The 17,364-nt window shown below is 70.7% G+C and carries 13 protein-coding genes and 1 pseudogene; 7 read left to right on the forward strand and 7 right to left on the reverse strand.

Going from position 1 to position 17,364, the window contains the following annotated elements; genetic code table 11:
- Positions 1–223: 223 nt before the first annotated feature.
- On the forward strand, positions 224–2,050 hold the full coding sequence (locus ACIRG9_RS01515) for a hypothetical protein (RefSeq protein WP_402848508.1): 1,827 nt from the start codon (positions 224–226) through the stop codon (positions 2,048–2,050).
- A gap of 97 nt (positions 2,051–2,147) precedes the next feature.
- On the opposite strand, the gene ACIRG9_RS01520 is transcribed toward ACIRG9_RS01515, so the two are convergent.
- The 3 genes and pseudogenes from ACIRG9_RS01520 to ACIRG9_RS01530 form a co-directional block, all read right to left on the reverse strand.
- Positions 2,148–2,870: a DUF2637 domain-containing protein gene (locus ACIRG9_RS01520; protein ID WP_402848511.1), complete on the reverse strand. Its 723-nt coding sequence runs from the start codon at positions 2,868–2,870 to the stop codon at positions 2,148–2,150.
- Positions 2,867–3,258: pseudogene (locus ACIRG9_RS01525) on the reverse strand (hypothetical protein). The gene ACIRG9_RS01520 and the pseudogene ACIRG9_RS01525 overlap by 4 nt, the downstream one beginning before the upstream one ends.
- Before the next feature lie 279 nt (positions 3,259–3,537).
- Positions 3,538–4,380: an MBL fold metallo-hydrolase gene (locus ACIRG9_RS01530; protein ID WP_402848514.1), complete on the reverse strand. Its 843-nt coding sequence runs from the start codon at positions 4,378–4,380 to the stop codon at positions 3,538–3,540.
- A 139-nt stretch (positions 4,381–4,519) separates the two neighbouring features.
- Between ACIRG9_RS01530 and ACIRG9_RS01535 the strand changes: the two genes are divergently transcribed.
- Positions 4,520–5,428: an alpha/beta fold hydrolase gene (locus ACIRG9_RS01535; protein ID WP_402848517.1), complete on the forward strand. Its 909-nt coding sequence runs from the start codon at positions 4,520–4,522 to the stop codon at positions 5,426–5,428.
- Positions 5,429–5,478: 50 nt separating this feature from the next.
- Here the strand turns inward: ACIRG9_RS01535 and ACIRG9_RS01540 are convergent, their stop codons facing one another.
- From ACIRG9_RS01540 to mgrA, 4 genes are all read right to left on the reverse strand, one after another.
- Positions 5,479–7,053, reverse strand: a complete 1,575-nt coding sequence (locus ACIRG9_RS01540; protein ID WP_402848520.1) for a DHA2 family efflux MFS transporter permease subunit — start codon at positions 7,051–7,053, stop codon at positions 5,479–5,481.
- A 139-nt stretch (positions 7,054–7,192) separates the two neighbouring features.
- Complete coding sequence (locus ACIRG9_RS01545) at positions 7,193–7,696, reverse strand: hypothetical protein (RefSeq protein WP_402848523.1); 504 nt, start codon at positions 7,694–7,696, stop codon at positions 7,193–7,195.
- Between the two features lie 396 nt (positions 7,697–8,092).
- Positions 8,093–10,369 (reverse strand): DUF4153 domain-containing protein, encoded by a 2,277-nt coding sequence (locus tag ACIRG9_RS01550; protein WP_402848526.1) that lies wholly within the window; start codon positions 10,367–10,369, stop codon positions 8,093–8,095.
- A gap of 186 nt (positions 10,370–10,555) precedes the next feature.
- Entirely contained in the window at positions 10,556–11,545 is a 990-nt protein-coding gene (mgrA, locus tag ACIRG9_RS01555) for an L-glyceraldehyde 3-phosphate reductase (protein ID WP_402848528.1), read from the reverse strand.
- A gap of 159 nt (positions 11,546–11,704) precedes the next feature.
- Between mgrA and ACIRG9_RS01560 the strand changes: the two genes are divergently transcribed.
- The 5 genes from ACIRG9_RS01560 (at position 11,705) to ACIRG9_RS01580 (ending at position 17,270) form a co-directional block, all read left to right on the forward strand.
- A complete protein-coding gene (locus ACIRG9_RS01560; protein ID WP_402848531.1) occupies positions 11,705–12,673 on the forward strand; it encodes an aldo/keto reductase in 969 nt (322 codons plus the stop codon).
- A 7-nt stretch (positions 12,674–12,680) separates the two neighbouring features.
- Positions 12,681–13,178, forward strand: a complete 498-nt coding sequence (locus ACIRG9_RS01565; RefSeq protein ID WP_402848533.1) for a hemerythrin domain-containing protein — start codon at positions 12,681–12,683, stop codon at positions 13,176–13,178.
- Between the two features lie 57 nt (positions 13,179–13,235).
- The gene (locus ACIRG9_RS01570; protein WP_402848536.1) at positions 13,236–14,729 is read left to right on the forward strand and encodes a magnesium chelatase; all 1,494 of its coding nucleotides are present in this window, start codon (positions 13,236–13,238) and stop codon (positions 14,727–14,729) included.
- Between the two features lie 2 nt (positions 14,730–14,731).
- Positions 14,732–16,675: a VWA domain-containing protein gene (locus tag ACIRG9_RS01575; RefSeq protein WP_402848539.1), complete on the forward strand. Its 1,944-nt coding sequence runs from the start codon at positions 14,732–14,734 to the stop codon at positions 16,673–16,675.
- A 109-nt stretch (positions 16,676–16,784) separates the two neighbouring features.
- The gene (locus tag ACIRG9_RS01580; RefSeq protein WP_402848541.1) at positions 16,785–17,270 is read left to right on the forward strand and encodes a hypothetical protein; all 486 of its coding nucleotides are present in this window, start codon (positions 16,785–16,787) and stop codon (positions 17,268–17,270) included.
- Positions 17,271–17,364: the final 94 nt, after the last annotated feature.

Consider the following 17,364-nt stretch of genomic DNA (forward strand, 5'->3'; position numbering starts at 1 on the left):
TCAACAGCTCATCTCGGTGACCAGCAAGCAAGCGGATTGACCTCTCCTTGTCCAGATGCCGACCTCGACACCGCCGCTGCTACTCCAGCTTCCGAACCAAGACCAGGTGCTGGAGTAGCAGACGGAGGTCAGCGGGGCCGCATCGAGCGAGTGCGGCGACGCGTTCGGCGCAGCCCTCTCGCCTGTAACCCCTCGGGACGGCGCAATGCTCGGTTTCAGGTCTGTGTTTACGACCCACCGCGAACGGAACCATCTGCAGCCACTGGTACGGGAACAACTCGACCGTTGGATCGCGGGCCCCAAGGGCTGGGATCCGTCTGCGCTTCAAGAGAATCAGTGGGCGACCATCGGCGACAACGTCAGGGGCCTCCTACTGCAGCACGAGGGGCAGGATGGATCGACGTCAACGCGCGTACGGATCGTCGAAACGAAGCCGGACGGGCAGTGGATCATCCAACTGACCGTACATTCGCCCAACGCGAGAGAGCGGGCGGCGTGGGCCTGGATCGACATCGAATCCCCCGACCCCGACAGCGAGGACCCACGCAGCCGCCCCCGCCTCGCAGGCACCCCTCGCTTTCTCGCGCCCATGCTCGAAATCATCGATGCCTGGGACGGTGCCGCACGTCTGACGACGCGACCAATCGTCATCCGGGGCGACGAAGTCGACGAGGTCCACCGAGCCCTCATCGACACCGAGCGACGAGGTGTCGTCTTCGTCGCAGGCAACGACGACTCGCTGCCTTCAGTCCCATGGACTAACCGAATCGCCAACCTGACCCGGTTCACCATCGGCATGGCCTCGTGCTACGTGCTGGACGGGGAGGCCACACAGTTGCTCAACGACCGGCTCGGCCAGGCCCACCTCGTACTGCCCGGCCGACTTCGTACCTTTCGCTCCCAGATGCAACCGGACTCCGTCGTCGACAGGCTGCGGCACCGGGTGCTGAGCGCCGAACGGATCGCCGACGACAACGAACAGCCCCGGCTCGCGCGGGTCCTCGCCTCCAACGCCCAACTGCAGGCTCTCGAACAACCGCTACCCGCATCGGTGGCGCGGGTACACCGGATGCTGGAACGTATCGCCGACGACATGTTGGTGCACCGGCTCGGCGACGTCAGTTCGAAGCGGCCATCGCTCGTTCCGTCGCAACCCCAGGCAGCGGCCGTCGAGACGCGAGAGAGTGACCGCCGGCAAGGTGGCGCCAGCGCGCAGCAAGGCATGTTGCTGGACTACCTGAAGATCAAGGTAGGGGTCGATGACCTGACCGTCGACGGGATCGACGAGATCGTGCGTCTGATCGAGGTCGGTCGGTCATCGCAGGAGGCTCAGAAAGACATCGCAGCCCGATTCGCGCAGCTCCAGGCCGAACTCGATGAGACACAGAAGGCGTATCACGACGTCAAATGGCAGCTGGATGATGAGCAGATCGAGAACCGGGACGCGGTTGAACGCCTGACCCGGTCCGCGGAGACTGAACGGACGCTGCGCCACCGGCTCGCCTCTATGGGGCAAGCAGAGGTGGCGTGGACGGCGCAGCCATCGGAAGCGGACGTCTCCCGGCCGGACAGCTTCGGTGAGTTGCTCCGTTGGCTGCCAAGACTCCAGCACGTCGTGTTCACGGGCGATCCTGACTGCGCTGAGGAACTTGACAGCAACGACCCCCTGGGCGCCTGGGCTTCGAAGACCTGGGACGCGTTGTTGGTGCTCCAGGACTATGCAGCGGCGAAGGCAGACGGGCGCTGGGGTCGGGACGTGCATGGCTTCCTGGAGAACACTCCGGATGGCTGCCACGAGTGGCCGACGCGACGACACGCCCGTGACGAGAGCGAGGAGGTCCGAACCAACCCGGCGTTCTGGAGGAAGCGGGTGCTACCCGTGCCGGTCTCCGTCATTCCGGCGGCCGAGATCTTCATGGGTGCGCATTTCAAGATCGCTCAGTTCGCGATGATTAGCCCTCGCATGCACTATTACGACGATACGGCGCAGAGCGGACGGATCTATGTCGGCTACATCGGCCGGCACCTACCGACCGGACAGACGAACTGACGGCCCCGAAGGTAATCGCTGAGCCACGGCGTCGGCGGCTGCGGTATCTACGGCTGGCTCGGGTCGTACACCAGTCAGCTGGTGCCCCGGTAGAGCTTTACCCGCCGCTGGCATTCGGTGGGGGCTTCTCCGCCATAAGGCGTCGGACATGACGTTCGGACACGCCGGCGGCCAGAGCCAGCTCGGCCGGGCTGGCCTGCGGACGCTCGGCACGCAGCCGGGCTACAACGTCTGCTGTCCGCTCCGCGCGTCCCGTCACCCCCTTGCGTCGTGAGGTTTGCCGCCGGAGGGGCGCCGACACCTGGTTCGTCGCCGGACCGTCGGAGGCCCCAGCCAGCTGCGCCTCCTTCATCTCGGTCACAAGTTCCATCGAAGGCGACACCAGTGGCAACGCGGACGCAGCGTCAGAGGCAGGCGGCTGGGCGGTGTCTGACGTCCGATGGCCGTTGCCTGGGACCGGCTGCGCTCTGGTCAGCATCTCCACGACCAGCAGCAGCGCCACCGCTGGCCAGGCCGCCACGATCCGCGCTCCGAGGCTTGGCTCGGCGGCGGCGATGTTCGCCGCCACGCTGGCCGCCACCCCGACCGCGAACGCCGTACGAGCCGACCAGCGCACCCTCCGGCCGGCGCGCTTGTCCTCGACCATGGCCGCCGACGCGACGACCAGCATCCCGTCGACCGACAGCGGAAGTACGTAGGCGACCTCGGGACGCTCACCGAACCTCAACGCCACGGCGACCATGTGACTCCACGACGACCAGGCAGCAATCCCGGCAACCGCCACCGTGCTCACGTCTCGGGCCAGCCGGGTCGGCGTCACCGAACCACCCCCAGCCCGAGCCGACGCTCGATGGCCCGGACCTCGATGGGGTCCATGGACGGACGTCCGCTGATGTCCAGCCGCGTCTGGACTCAGCCCATCGCCACCACCGCCGGAGGACGTCGCTCGCGTCGAGACCGGTCGCTTTCGCGATGTCCGTCAGGTCCGCGCCCGCCCGCAACGCGGTGTGGATCATTGAGGGTTGCCAGCGAGTCCACCAGGACACCACCGCAGCGGACAATGCCAGCTCCGTCAGGACGTCATCGAGTCCGGGTCCCGGCGTCCGAGCGACGGCATGGTCATGAAGATCGAGAAGGAGTTGGAACGGGTTTATCTCTTCCGCATCGGCGAACCGCACCAGCGGTTCGGTCGGTCGGGCCCGGTTCATCGGGCACCGCCCGATCCGCGTGAGCTGGGCAAACTCAGCGGTAGTGGGTCACCGGCGATCGTGGCGGTGTGGTTCGCATGGTGGTACCTCCGGCCCACCCGAGCGAAAAGCCCTGGTGAGGGAGATGATCTCCCACCAGGGCTTTTGTCGTTTCTGCCGCTCTCCGGCGGTTGTGTGCCAGAACCATGCCAGATCAGGTGCTGATCTTGCCCCGCGCCTCCTCGACCAGGCCGTCCAGCGCGGCTTGTGATCGCCAGATCCTCGGGCCTGACAAGCGGTTCAGGCGGTGACGAGCGCGCGGGCCGAGCTCCACAGGATGTTTGGGTTCACCCAGGCCAGATATCGCTGCATCATGAGATCCACGAACTCGTCCGGGCTGCGGGCGACGTGGAGCAGTTCGTCGGTGTCGCGGAGGTACCCCTTCGTCTCGTCCAGGTGACGCGGGTCGTTGTCGTTACCGGGCTTCTTGTGTCCGGCGACGACGGCGGACGGGTCGAGCGCGCTGATGGCGTCGATGGCCGCGATCCACTCGCCGCGCCGCTGGTGGTCGGTCTCGGCGGTGTGCAGGTGCACCTCGTTGTAGGCGATGTCCCCGGCGACGACGAGACCGAGGTCCGGAACGTGGACGAAGGTCGTGTCGTGGGTGTCGGTGAATCCCGCCGCCACGAACCGGATCTCGTGCCCCTCCAGATCGAGGGACGTCCCGTCGACCGGCTCAAGGAGGCGGATGTCCTCGGGCAGTTGGCCGGGGAACGCGGCCCGCCAGCGCTCGTCGATGGTCGGCGGGGAGGCCTGCTCACGGGCGTAGGCGACGGTCTTCGGCGTACCGAGCAGGCGCGCGTCCGGGAACCGGCGGCTCACCTCGGTGAAGCCGATGAAGTGGTCGCCGTGGCCGTGTGTCGCGTACATCGCGACGAGTTGCCGAGCCGACGCCTCGATCCAGGCGGCGACCTCGGACGCCCGCTCCACGGTTGGAGGGCAGTCGACCAGGACCGCCGAACGGTCGCCGAGAATCAGTGTGGCGGAGATCGGCGACCAGGACGGGATCGGACCGGTCTTCGTGCCGTCGGGCCGCACCGATCGCGGCGGAAGCGTCACGATGCTGTCGTAGGACAAGGCCATCACACGTCTCCCCGGATCGGTTCCGTCGTTGGTTCGGCGGACGGGTCAGGTGACAGCCTGAATTGTTCGGCTGATCACCCGTGGGGTATCCCCGTGCGGCAGGGCGTTATCCCTTGGCCGGGCGGGGAACAGCACGGTCATGACCCGCGCCGTCGGTAGCAGCCTCCAGGTCCATCACCGCTCGACCGCCGTTGACGGGATCGACGTCTTCTACCGGGAATCGGGCCCGCCGGACGCCCCGGTCCTGCTCCTACTACACGGTTTTCCGACCTCGTCGCGTATGTTCCGTAACCTCATGCCCCGTCTGTCCGAGGCGTACCGACTGATCGCTCCCGACTATCCCGGGTTCGGCCACAGCGGCGTGCCCGACCGCGGCGGCTTCCGGTACACGTTCGACAATCTGGCCGAGGTGGTGGACAAATTCCTCGACCGACTGCACGTGGGGTCGTTCACCCCGTACGTGATGGACTTCGGCGGGCCGGTGGGGTACCGGTTGGCGCTGAAGTACCCGGAGCGGATCTCCGCGATCGTGATGCAGAACGCGCCGCTCTATCCGGAGGCACCCGAGGGCTGGTGGGAGACACTCGGCAAATACTGGAAGGACCCGTCACCCGAGCGGCGGCAGGCCGTGGCGCGTGAGTACCTGGGGGCGGACGGAATACGCGGCCAGTACCTGTTCGGCGTCAGGGACACCTCTCGCGTTGACCCGGACAGTTGGTTGGTCGACAAGGCCCTGATCGACCGCCCCGGCGTCGATGAACTCATGCTCGACCTGCTCGGGGACATCCACAACAACACGCCCACCTTCTCCGCGATGCAGCAGTTCGTGCGCGAACGCCGGCCGCAGGTGCTGGTGGCGACCGGGGTGAACGACGAGATCTTCCCCGGCGAGGTGCAGCGCAACATCCTCAAGGACCTGCCGTCAGCGGAGTTCCACGAGCTGGACACCGGGCACTTCGCCCTGGAGGACAAGTATGACGAGATCGCATCCCTGATGCGTGACTTCCTCACCCGCGTCGTCCCGGTGCGGCAGAACGCATACGCCTGACAGGCCCGCTGCCGGTGTGGGGACCGAAGGGCGAGTCTCCGCCGGCCCGATCACCCCTGCGGAGGCGAGACGAAGTCCTTCGAGCGAATCAGGAAGAAGGACACGACCCCGGAGACGAGGGTGACGATCGCCGCGATCCACAGGATCTCGTCCAGGGCGCTGGCGAAGCTGCCGCGCGCGACTTCGACGAGCAGGCCGCGCTCCTGCGGCGGGACGGCCGCGAACAGCCGGCTCACGCTGCCGTTGCGCAGTGCTGTCGAGATCTCGGCGCTGTGCGGGGCGAGTGGGGTGCCGGCCGCCCGGGACTGCACCACGGAGGTCAGCCGGTTGGCGAACAGGGTGCCCAGCAGTGCGACGCCGGTGGCGAGGCCGACCTGCCGGAACGTCAGGTTGATACCCGAGGCCATCCCCGACCGTCGTGGCTCCACGACCCCGACCGCGGTGGAGGCCAGCGGTGGGTTGACGAACCCGACGCCCACTCCGGCCACGATCAGCCCGGGAACCAGGTGGGTCCACGACGAGGCCGCGGTCAGGCCGCGCATGAGCAGCAACCCGACGCTGACCAGGACGAGCCCGGGACCGATGAGGGCGCGTACCGGAACCTTCGTGCTCAGCCGTCCCGCCACGCCGCTGGCGACCAGGACGCCGACGGAGAGGACGAGCAGCCGCACGCCGGTCTGCAGTGCGCTGTATTCGAGCACGTTCTGCAGGTAGAGGACCACGTAGAGCAGCATGGCGAAGATGCTGAAGGAGAGGCCGAACGCGGCGATGTCGCCTCCGACGAAGGTGGGCACCCGGAACAGGCGTAGGTCGAACATCGGGTGCCGGCTTCGGGTCTCGACCAGCAGGAAGGCGATCAGCAGCACCGCGGCGGCGGCGAAGCAGGCGATCACCGGTGTGGCCGTGAAGCTGCTGCGCCCGGATTCGATGAGCGCGTAGATCAGGCTGGCCAGGGCCCCGGAGAACAGTACGAAGCCCGGCCAGTCCGGGCGCGCGGCCTGCTCGTCGCGGGACTCGACGACCCGCAGCATGGTCAGGGCCAGCGCGATGGCGCCGATGGGCACGTTGACGAAGAAGATCCACCGCCAGGACAGGCCCGAGACCAGGACGCCGCCGATGATGGGTCCGACGGCTGCGGCGAGCCCGGCCAGGGCGCCCCAGACGCCGAAGGCCAACCCGCGTTCCGCGCCCCGGAACGCGTTCGCCAGCAGCGCCAGTGAGACGGAGAACATGATCGCCCCGCCGATGCCCTGGAGGCCGCGGGACAGTTCGAGCAGGAGCGGGGACTGGGCGATGCCGCACAGCGCTGACGACCCGGTGAAGACGATCAGGCCGACCACGTAGAGGCGGCGGCGGCCGTAGAGGTCGGCGAGCGATCCCGCGGTCAGCAGGAGGGCGGCGAGGGTCAGCGCGTACGCGTCGACGACCCACTGGATGTCGGAGAGGGAGGCACCCAGCGACGCCTGGATGTCCGGCAGCGCGACGTTCACGATCGTGAGGTCGATCAGGAGCATGAAGGTGCCCAGGCTGACGGCCGTGAGCGTCCACCATTTCGGGTCGATGCCGGACCGTGACGGCCGGTGCGGACCTGCGTCGTGGGCGCCGGTCCGGCTCGGCTCGGTCATAGGTCCGGATGCTACCGAGGCGGAAGTCCTTATATGTATGTTTAGGCGTATAGGGCGGACTGTCCCGTCCCCGGCCTCACGACGGGCGGGACGCCCTGGTGGGGGACCGGCCCCCACCAGGGCGTCGATGCGTCAGGCGTCAGCAGCCGCAGGTGTAGTAGAGGATGTCCCAGTGGTTGCCCTCGTCGGTGTAGAGGTTGCCCGACGGCGCCCGCCACTGGTAACCCCAGCCGGAGATGTAGCCGACGTAGGTGTATGCGCTGTTGATCCAGTTGTTGACGCAGGCTGTCTTGGCGATGTCGACCTTGTAGCCGTTCCAGTGGCTGTACGTGCCGCTGGAGTGCCCGGTCTCGGTGCCGCCGGTGATGGTGATGGCGCAGCCGCTGGCCCGCTTGAAGGTGATGATGCCGTCGATCGTCGCCTGCCGGATGCCCTCGAACGAGGTGCACGTCGGGGTGTTGCGGTCGCTGCAGTTGCCGCTGGAGACCCAGCTGATGCCGGCGTTGCGCAACTGGGTGGTCGCGCTGGCGTGGGTGACCGCGAAGGCGGGGGTGCCGAAGCCGAGGGCGGTGACCACCGCCGCGATGCCCGCGAGGAGCAGGGTGAGCGTGCGGCGGCGCAGGGTGCTACGGGTCGTTGACATGGCGTCTCCTGATTCGCGTCTTGGTCGAATATCTACGAAGCGGAGGCCGGCCTTGGCAATTTCTATCATGCATTGATGCCCGTGACTAGATGATCGCGCCTGTCGCGTCCGTCACGATCCACTTCGATGCGCTACGGCCAGCGAAGACGGCTCGGTCGCGGTGCGGGATACGCCATGTGTCGGAATTCTCTGGGCATGGTCAGATGGGATACGCCGGGTATGTTTGCGATGGTTAGTGCATCGATAGACGGCAATGTGAATTAGCGAGGCTGCCGGGTGTGGCCGATCCTGGACGGTCCCGTGGGGGGGGGGGGGGGGGGGGGGGGGGGGGGGGGGCCCGCCCCGGGGGGGGGGGGGGGGGGGGCCGGCCCCCCCCCCCCCCCCACGACAGTGACGTCACCGGGTGCGGGTCTTGGGCAGGTCGAACTGGTCGGCCTTGCGGCAGTCCTTCGGCCCGCCGACCGCATCCGGGCCGAGCCGGGCGAGTTCCTGTCGGGCCCGGTACCGGCCCAGGTTCCAGGCGTACCAGGGATCGGACTCGTCGAGGTCGTCGGCGATCCAGCTCAGCGTGCAGCGGCGTACCGGATCGGGGAGCCTCGTCAGGGCGGGGGTGGCGTCCGCGGAGAGGGCCCGCAGGTACCACGCGTCGATCTTGCCGGTCTGCTTGTACCGGAGGATGTTGCGCTGCGCGGCGTAGTCCTCGGGGTTGAGCACCGCCAGGCCGAGCAGCATCGTCACGGCCAGGGCGACGGTCGTGCCGGGGATCCAGCCGCCGCGCCACCGGACGCCCGCCGCCAGGATCATCAGGAAGATCGCCCCGAGCAGCAGCTCGAACGCCATTACGAAGATCCGCTCGCCGGTGAAGCTGTAGACCTTCTGGTACGTCCACATCCGGGACAGCGCCGACACCACGATCACCACGCTGAGCGCGCTGAGCAGGCCGAGCAGGATCCGCAGCACGCTGCGCTCGACCGGCCGTTCCCGGCTGGCCAGGCGGCTGACTCCGCCGAGGACGGCCAGGGTGAGCAGGGTGACGAAGAGCAGCTCCCAGAAGCCGCTGCGGGCGTACTCGGAGTAGCTCAGCCCGGCGACCTTCTGGACATGCCGCTCGCCGCCGAAGAGCACGGTGAACTGCACCGCGACGAAGCCGGCGAAGAGCAGCGTCAGCGCCCCGATTGCGGGGGCCCACTCCAGCAGGCCGAGGCGACGGGTGCTCGGCTTGTCCACGGTCGACAGGTCGGGCGGGGCAGCCAGGGTGTAGACCGCCGCGACGGCGATCAGCCCGCCGACGGCGGCCAGGAAGAACCAGCGGAACACCGTGCCGATGCTGATCTCGGGGACGATCGCGGCGAGCACCTCGGAGAAGGCCGCGTCGGCCGAGGCGAGCAGGGGGCCGAAGACCACCAGCACGAGCACGGTGGCGATCACCGAGCCGGCGACCCGGCGGACCATCCCGGCGTCGGGGGAGGCGGTGATGTGCCGGCGTACCCAGGGCAGGCCGCGGAACGCCGCGAACGGCGTCGCGACCAGGCCGAACAGGATTGAGCGGACCAGCCGGCCGCCGACGATGGCCAGCGTCGCGCAGCCCAGTGCGCCGAGCACGCAGAACGTCACCAGCCACCACGCGTTACGGAAGGCGAGGACGGCGAGCAGGGCCAGCGCCGCCGCCGCCCAGCCCCCGCGAATCAGGCGTTCGGTGCGGGGCAGGTCGGCGGTGCGCCGCCGTACCGCCAGCAGCACGCCGAGGGTCAGGGTGAGCCAGCCGAGGAACCAGCCGATGCCGACCCGGCTCAGCGGTACGAAGAACGCGGTGCCCAGTGCGCCGGCCAGCACCGCGAGCGGTACCGCCCGCCCGGTGCCCTGCTTCGGCCCGGGCCAGCGGGCGCTGAGGAAGGAGGTCCGGGGAGGCTGCGGGGGGCGGGGTCCCCAGCCGCCGCCGGGGTGCAGCACGGGCTGCGTCACGACGTACGGCGGCGGATAGCCCGGGGGTGGGGGCGGTGCCGCCGCCGGCGTGGCGAAGGTCTGCGGGGCGGTGGGCGGGATGATGCGGGTCGGCGACGGCGCCGTGCCAGCCGCCGGGGCGCCCGCGGTCGCCGGTCCGTCGGCCGCCTTCTCGCCGGCCGCAGTCTTCCCGGCCGCCGTCTCCTCGGCCGCCGTTCCGTCGGCTGCCCTGGCGGCCGGCTCCGGGACTGCGGGTGAGGTGTCCGATGCGCCGGTTGACGGCCCAGCAGGGACGGCCTCGGCCGAGGCGGTCGGGCTCGACGCCGGTGCGGTGCCGGCAGGGCTCGACGCCGGTGCGGATTCGGTGCCGGCCGGTGCCGGAGCGCCACCCGTGCCCTCGACGGCCGGCGGGGTCGCCTGGGTGGGAACACCCGGCGCGGGCACCATGAGCCGGGAGCCGGCGGGCTGCGCGGGGACGGCCGTCGGCTGCTCCTCGCCCGCCGGGACCAGCGGTACGAACACCGCGTAGCCGCGGGTGCCGGGCGGCACGGTCACCGGGATCGCCCAGGCGGGCTGGCCCTCCTGGCCGGGCCACACCACCCCGGGTGGCGCTCCGTCCACGGTGGGCATGACGAGCAGGTACGGCGTGACGTCCGCCGGGACGGCGCCCTCCGTGGACCTGGACGCCGGGGTGGTCCCGGGAGAATCAGGCGCCGATGGCGTTTCGGACACGGCACACTCCTTGATCACAGGGTGCCGTCACTGTAGGGCCAAGCCCGACCCGGCGTTGTCCCGCGATCGCCCTGGCGGCACGTTCGGTCAGCAGACCCGAGCCGGGCCGGTCCCCCGCGACCCCGCTCCGCCCCGGTCCGGGACCCGCTCCGGCCCGGACAGGCCGGGCCGGAGGGAGGTCGCCGGTCAGCCCAGGTGGCGGTCGATCTCGCCCAGTTCCTCGGTGGTGAAGTCGAGGTTGTCCAGGGCGGCCACGTTCCCCTCCAGTTGGGTGACGCTGCTCGCCCCGATGATCAGGCTGGTCAGCCGCGGGTCGCGGAGCGCCCAGGCCAGCGCGAGCTGGGCCAGCGACTGGCCACGCCGCTCGGCGATCGCGCCGAGGCCGCGGATCGTGGCCATCCGCTCCTCGCCGAGGTCGGTCTCGTTCAGGAAGACGCTGGTGCGTACCCGGGAGTCCGCCGGGATTCCGTGCAGATAGCGGTCGGTGAGCAGACCCTGGGCCAGAGGGCTGTACGCGATGCAGCCGGCGCCGACCTGTTCCAGCGTGTCCAGCAGCCCGTCGGCCTCGGTCCACCGGTTCAACATCGAGTACGACGGCTGGTTGATCAACAGCGGCGTACCCAGGTCGCGCAGGATCGCCGCGGCCCGGGCGGTCTGCTCGGAGTTGTAGTTGGAGACGCCGACGTACAGCGCCCTGCCGGAGCGGACGATGGCGTCGAGGGCGCCCATCGTCTCCTCAAGCGGGGTGTCCGGGTCGAACCGGTGCGAGTAGAAGATGTCGACGTAGTCGAGACCCATCCGGCGCAGCGACTGGTCCAACGACGAGACGAGGTACTTGCGCGAGCCCCACTCGCCGTACGGGCCGGGCCACATCAGGTAGCCGGCCTTGCTGGAGATGACCAGCTCGTCCCGGTACGGCTTCAGGTCGGTGGCGAGCAGCCGGCCGAAGTTCTCCTCGGCGGTGCCGGGCGGTGGGCCGTAGTTGTTGGCCAGGTCGAAATGGGTGATCCCGAGGTCGAAGGCACGCCGGACGATGTCCCGCTGCCGCTCGTAGGGCCGGTCCGGCCCGAAGTTGTGCCACAGCCCGAGTGAGATGGCGGGTAGGCGCAGGCCGCTCCGCCCGCTGCGCCGGTAGGTCATCGAGTCGTAACGCTCATCAGCGGCGAGGTAGGTCACGACCCCCGACCCTAACCTCCTCCGCCTGACCGCCCTCAGCCGCAACGGGGCCGAGGGAGTCAGCAGGTGCGGCGGAGGCGGTTGAGGGGATCCAGCCCGCCGATGTGCTGGACGCCGGAACGCGCGTGCCGGGCCGTGCCGGCGGGTAGCTTCGAGGCCATGCGCGTCGTGCGGCTCGACACTGCCAAACCCATCTCCAAGATTGGCCTCGGCACCTGGCAGTTCGGGTCGAGGGAGTGGGGTTACGGCTCCGACTACGAGCGCCGGGCGGCGGAGATCGTCCGGCGGGCGGTCGATTTGGGCGTCACCCTCTTCGACAGCGCCGAGGTGTACGGCTTCGGCCGCAGCGAGCGCATCCTCGGCGCGGCGCTGGGCGACGACCGGGCCAAGGTCGTGGTGGCCACCAAGATCCTTCCGGTGTTGCCGGTCGCCCCGGTGGTGCAGCAGCGCGCGGTCGCCTCCGCCACCCGGCTCGGCGTCACCAGCATCGACCTGTACCAGGTGCACCAGCCCAACCCGGTGGTCGCCGACACCACCACGATGCGGGGCATGCGCGCCCTGCAGGACGTCGGGCTGGTCGGCGAGGTCGGGGTCAGCAACTACAGCCTGCGCCGCTGGCAGTCGGCCGAGGCGGCGTTGGGTCGCCGGGTGCTGAGCAACCAGGTTCGCTACAGCATGATCGACCACGGTCCCGAGGAGGATCTGATCCCGTACGCGGAGCGGGCAGGGCGGATCGTCATCGCGTACAGCCCGCTCGCGCAGGGCTTCCTCTCCGGGCGGTACGACGCGAAGCACCTGCCGAGCGGGGCGGTGCGGCGGGCCAACCCGTACTTCCTGCCGGAGAACCTGGAACGCGGCGCGGCGCTGATCGCCATGCTGCGCGAGGTGGCCGCCGCGCACGACGCGACCCCCAGCCAGATCGCGCTGGCGTACCTGCTGCGCCACCCGAACGTGGTGGCCATCCCCGGCGCGTCCGGGGTGGAGCAGGTGGAGCGCAACGCCGCCGCCGCAGAGATCGACCTGACCGACGGCGAGTACGCCGCGCTGGCCACCGCGGCCCGCCAGTTCCGGCCGGTCACCGGGCTGGCGGCCGTACCCCGGCTGGTTCGCGCCCGGACCCGGAGGTGACCCGGTCATGGACGACATCACCGCGCTGATCCTCGACGACCACGCCGCCTTCCGGCGGGGTTTCGCCCGGCTCGACGACGCCCGCGACCCGGCCGAGATGCTGGCCGTCTGGGAGGCGCTCGCCCTGCAACTGGACATCCACGCGGAGGCGGAGGAGGCGATCCTCTACCCGCATCTGGTGCGGCACGGCGACGACGGCGCGGAGGAGACCGAGGACGCCATCGGCGACCACAACAAGATCCGCGACGCGATCGCCGAGTCGAAGCGCCACGAGGTCGGCTCGGACGGGTGGTGGGCGGCGGTGTGGCGGGCCCGCCGGGAGAACAGCGAGCACCTGGCCGAGGAGGAGGACGAGGCGCTGCCGGACTTCCGCCGACACGCCGACGTGGAGCTGCGCGCGCAGCTGGGGGCGCGCTGGCTGAAGTTCTACGGCGAGCACAAGAACGGCCGTAACCTGCGGTTCCTGGACAAGGATCCGCAGCGGTACGTGCGGGATCATCGCTGACCGGCCGCGTCCCGGGCCGTCGCGAAGATGGGCATCGCGTCACCGAGCCGCGCTAGCGTGTGTCGGGTGACTGCGCCCAACCAGGTTTCCCCGGTCCCGCCCGCCGACCTGCCCGGCACCCTCGGCGCGCTGCGGGCGTCCGGCCACCACTACCGCACGGTCAAGCAGGAGATCCGCGACAATCTCCTGGCCCGGATGCGCGCCGGCGCGGAGCGCTTCCCCGGCGTCGTCGGCTATCAGGACACGGTGCTGCCCGAGGTCGAGCGGGCGCTGCTCGCCGGGCACGACATGGTGCTGCTCGGCGAGCGGGGCCAGGGCAAGACCCGGCTGATCCGCTCGCTGGGCGCGCTGCTCGACGAGTGGACCCCGGTCATCCCGGGTTCGGTGCTCAACGAGCACCCGATGCACCCGCTCACCCCGGCCTCGCGCGCCCTGGTCGACGAGCGTGGCGACGAGCTGCCGATCGGCTGGCTGCACCGGTCGATGCGGTACGGCGAGAAGCTGGCCACCCCGGACACCAGCGTCGGTGACCTGATCGGCGACGTCGACCCGATCCGGATCGCCCAGGGGCGTACGCTCGGCGACCCGGAGACGATCCATTTCGGGTTGGTGCCGCGTACCAACCGGGGCATCTTCGCCGTCAACGAGCTGCCCGACCTGGCCGAACGGATCCAGGTGGCGCTGCTCAACGTGCTGGAGGAGCGGGACATCCAGGTCCGGGGCTACCAGCTGCGGCTGCCGCTGGACCTGCTGCTGGTGGCCAGCGCCAACCCGGAGGACTACACCAACCGCGGCCGGATCATCACGCCGTTGAAGGACCGGTTCGGCGCGGAGATCCGTACCCACTACCCGGTCGACCTGGAGCTGGAGCTTGCCCTGATCCGGCAGGAGGCGGACCTGGTGGCCACCGTGCCGGAGCACGTGCTGGAGGTCCTCGCCCGGTTCGCCCGCGCGGTCCGGGAGTCGCCGTCGGTGGACCCGCGCTCGGGTGTCTCCGCCCGGTTCGGCATCGCCGCCGCGGAGACCGTCGCGGCCGCCGCGCTGCGCCGCGCCGGCCTGCTCGCCGGTCTCGCCGCGCCGGCGGCCGGCGGGTCGCCCGGGTCCGCCGCCGAGGGGGTACGGGAGGAGGCTCCCGTCGCCCGGGTGGGGGACGCGGTGTCGGTGACCTCGACGCTGCGGGGGAAGGTGGAGTTCGAGAGCGGCGAGGAGGGGCGGGAGATCGAGATCCTGGCCCATCTGCTGCGGACCGCGACCGCCGAGACGTTCCGGGCCCGGCTGGCTGGGCTGGACCTGTCCGGCTTCACCGCGCTGGTCGGCGAGGGTGGGGTGATCGAGACCGGCGAGCTGGTCTCCTCGGCCGAGCTGCTGCGCCAGGTCGGCACGGTGCCCGGGCTGGCCAAGGTGCTCGATCGGCTCGGCCTGGGCGACGCGCCCGGCCCGGAGGAGGCCGCCGCCGGGGTGGAGTTCGTGCTGGAGGGGCTGCACCTGACCCGCCGGCTCGACAAGGACGTCACCGAATCGGGGCGCACCGTCTACGGCGGCCGGGGCTGACTGTGGCCGGCAACCGGTTCCGGTACGGGCAGTGGCGCGGCGGGCCCGACCCGCTGGCGCCGCCGTATGACGTGCGGGCCGCGGTGGACGCGGTCGGTGCGGAGGTCCTCGCCGGCGGCAGCCTGCGGGAGGCGCTGCGCGATCTGCTGCGGCGCGGCCCGCAGGGGCGCGGCGGCCTGGACGAGCTGGCTGCCCGGGCCCGGCGGCTGCGCCGGGAGGCGCTGCGCCGGGGCGACCTGGATGGCGCGGTGACCCGGGCCCGGGCGCTGCTCGACCAGGCGCTGGCGGCCGAGCGGGAGGAGCTGCGCGGCCGGGACGGCGACGAGGCGCGCTTCGCCGAGGCGGTGCTGGACAATCTGCCCCGCTCGACCGCGCGGGCGGTGGAGGAGTTGTCCGGGTACGACTGGGCCAGCGAGGAGGCCCGGGCCACGTATCAGCGGATCCTGGACGGGCTGCGCGGCGAGGTGCTGGAGCAGCGCTTCGCCGGGTTGCGGGACGCGGCGCGGGCCGCCGCCGACCCGGCCGCCCAGCGGCGGCTGGCCGAGATGATGCGCGACCTCAACGACCTGCTGGCCCGGCACGCCCGGTCCGAGGAGACCACCGACGCGTTCGCCGAGTTCATGCGCCGGCACGGGGAGTTCTTCCCGGAGCGGCCGAAGGACGTCGACGAGCTGGTCGACGTGCTGGCCCGGCGGGCGGCGGCCGGGGAGCGGCTGATGCGGTCGCTGTCGGATCGGCAGCGCGAGGAGCTGGCCGGGCTGATGGGCCAGTCGCTGGGCGAGCGGTTGGCCGGGGAGCTGGCCCAGCTGGACGCCCGGCTGCGTGCGCTGCGCCCCGACCTGAACTGGCAGCGCGGCGAGCGGATGCGCGGCGACCGGCCGCTCGGCTACGGCGAGGCGACCGGGGCGCTCAGTGAGCTCGCCGAGCTGGACGAGCTGCTCGACCAGCTCGACCAGGACCATCCGGGGGCCACCCTGGACGACGTGGACGTCGAGGCGGTGGCCCGGACGTTGGGCCGGGACGCCGCCGACGACGTACGCCGGCTGCGGGAGCTGGAAGGGGAGCTGCGCCGGCAGGGCTGGGTGACGCGGGACGCCGACGGGTTGACGCTCAGCCCGAAGGCGTTGCGCCGGCTCGCCGGTACGGCGCTGCGGCGGGTTTTTGCCGACCTGACCGCCGGCCCGCGCGGGCAGCACGACCTGCGCTCGGCGGGTGCGGCCGGCGAGGTCAGCGGCGCCTCCCGGCCGTGGGAGTACGGCGACGAGCAGCCCCTCGACGTGGTGCGCACGCTCACTCGGGCGGTGGGTCGGGCCGGCTCCGGGGTGCCGGTGCAGCTTGCGGTCGAGGACTTCGAGGTGGTGGAGACCGAGCGGCGGGCGTCGGCGGCGGTGGCGCTCTGTGTCGACCTGTCGTACTCGATGATCTCGCAGGGGCGCTGGGGGCCGATGAAGCAGACGGCGCTGGCGCTGTCGCACCTGATGGCGACCCGCTTCCCGCAGGACGCTCTGCAGATCATCGGGTTCGGCCGGGAGGCGATGCCGCTGACCCAGCAGGAGTTGGCGGCGGTGGAGCCGGACCTGCGGCAGGGCACCAACCTCCAGCACGCGTTGCGGTTGGCCGGCCGGCACCTGCGGCGGCACCCGGGCGCCGAGCCGGTGGTGCTGGTGGTGACCGACGGTGAGCCGACCGCGCATCTCGACCCGGAGGACGGTGAGGCGTACTTCCACTGGCCGCCGCTGCCGGAGACCATCGAGGCCACCATCCGCGAGGTGGACAAACTGACCCGGTACGGCACCACGCTGAACCTGTTCATGCTCGGCGACGACCCGGGCCTGCGCCGTTTCGTCGACGCCGTGGCCCGCCGCGCCAAGGGCCGAGTCCTCACCCCCGACCTGGCCGACCTGGGCGAGTACGTCGTCTCCGACTACCTCCGCTCCCGCCCCTGACCACCCGATCGATCATGGAGTTGTGGCGGTGGACGAAAGCCCCACATTTGGGTGAATCCGGTGCCATAACTCCATGATCGGCGCCTGAGGACGGGGTTGGATTCGGGGCATGGACGGGGTGGATGTCGGGGAGCTGCGGCGGGGATATGCGGCGGTGCTGGCGGAGGTGGACGCGGGTGGGTTCGGGGCACCTGCGGACGGGGAGCTGAGCGCCGAGCAGATCGTCGCGCACCTGGCGGCCAGCGACGAGCTGATGAGCGAGGCGACGGAGGCGGTGCTGGCCGGCTCACCGTTCGCGTACTACGACCTGGAGACCATCCACCGGCCGCAGCTCGACGCGCTGGTCTCCGAGTGCGGCGGGCTGGACGGGCTGGCCGCGCTGCTGCGCGCCACCAGCCAGAAGCTGTGCATGCTCGCCGAACGGCTCGGCGCGGCCGCGGAGACCCCGGTCGACACCGTGCTACGGGAGGGCTTCGACCTGGACGTGGACGAGTCGCTGCCCTGGGGTCGGGCCCTGGACCTGCACATCCGCGTCCACCTGCCGATGCACCTGGCCCAGTTGCGCGCCCTGCGCCGCCAACCTCACCTCGCCTGACGGCGGCGCAGCGAGGGCGGCGACTCAGCGAGGACGGCGACTCAGCGAGGACGGCGACTCAGCGAGGACGGCGGCCGAGGGAGAGCGACTGAGC

It is taken from the genome of Micromonospora sp. NPDC093277, from assembly GCF_044765245.1.
Taxonomy (GTDB): domain Bacteria; phylum Actinomycetota; class Actinomycetes; order Mycobacteriales; family Micromonosporaceae; genus Micromonospora.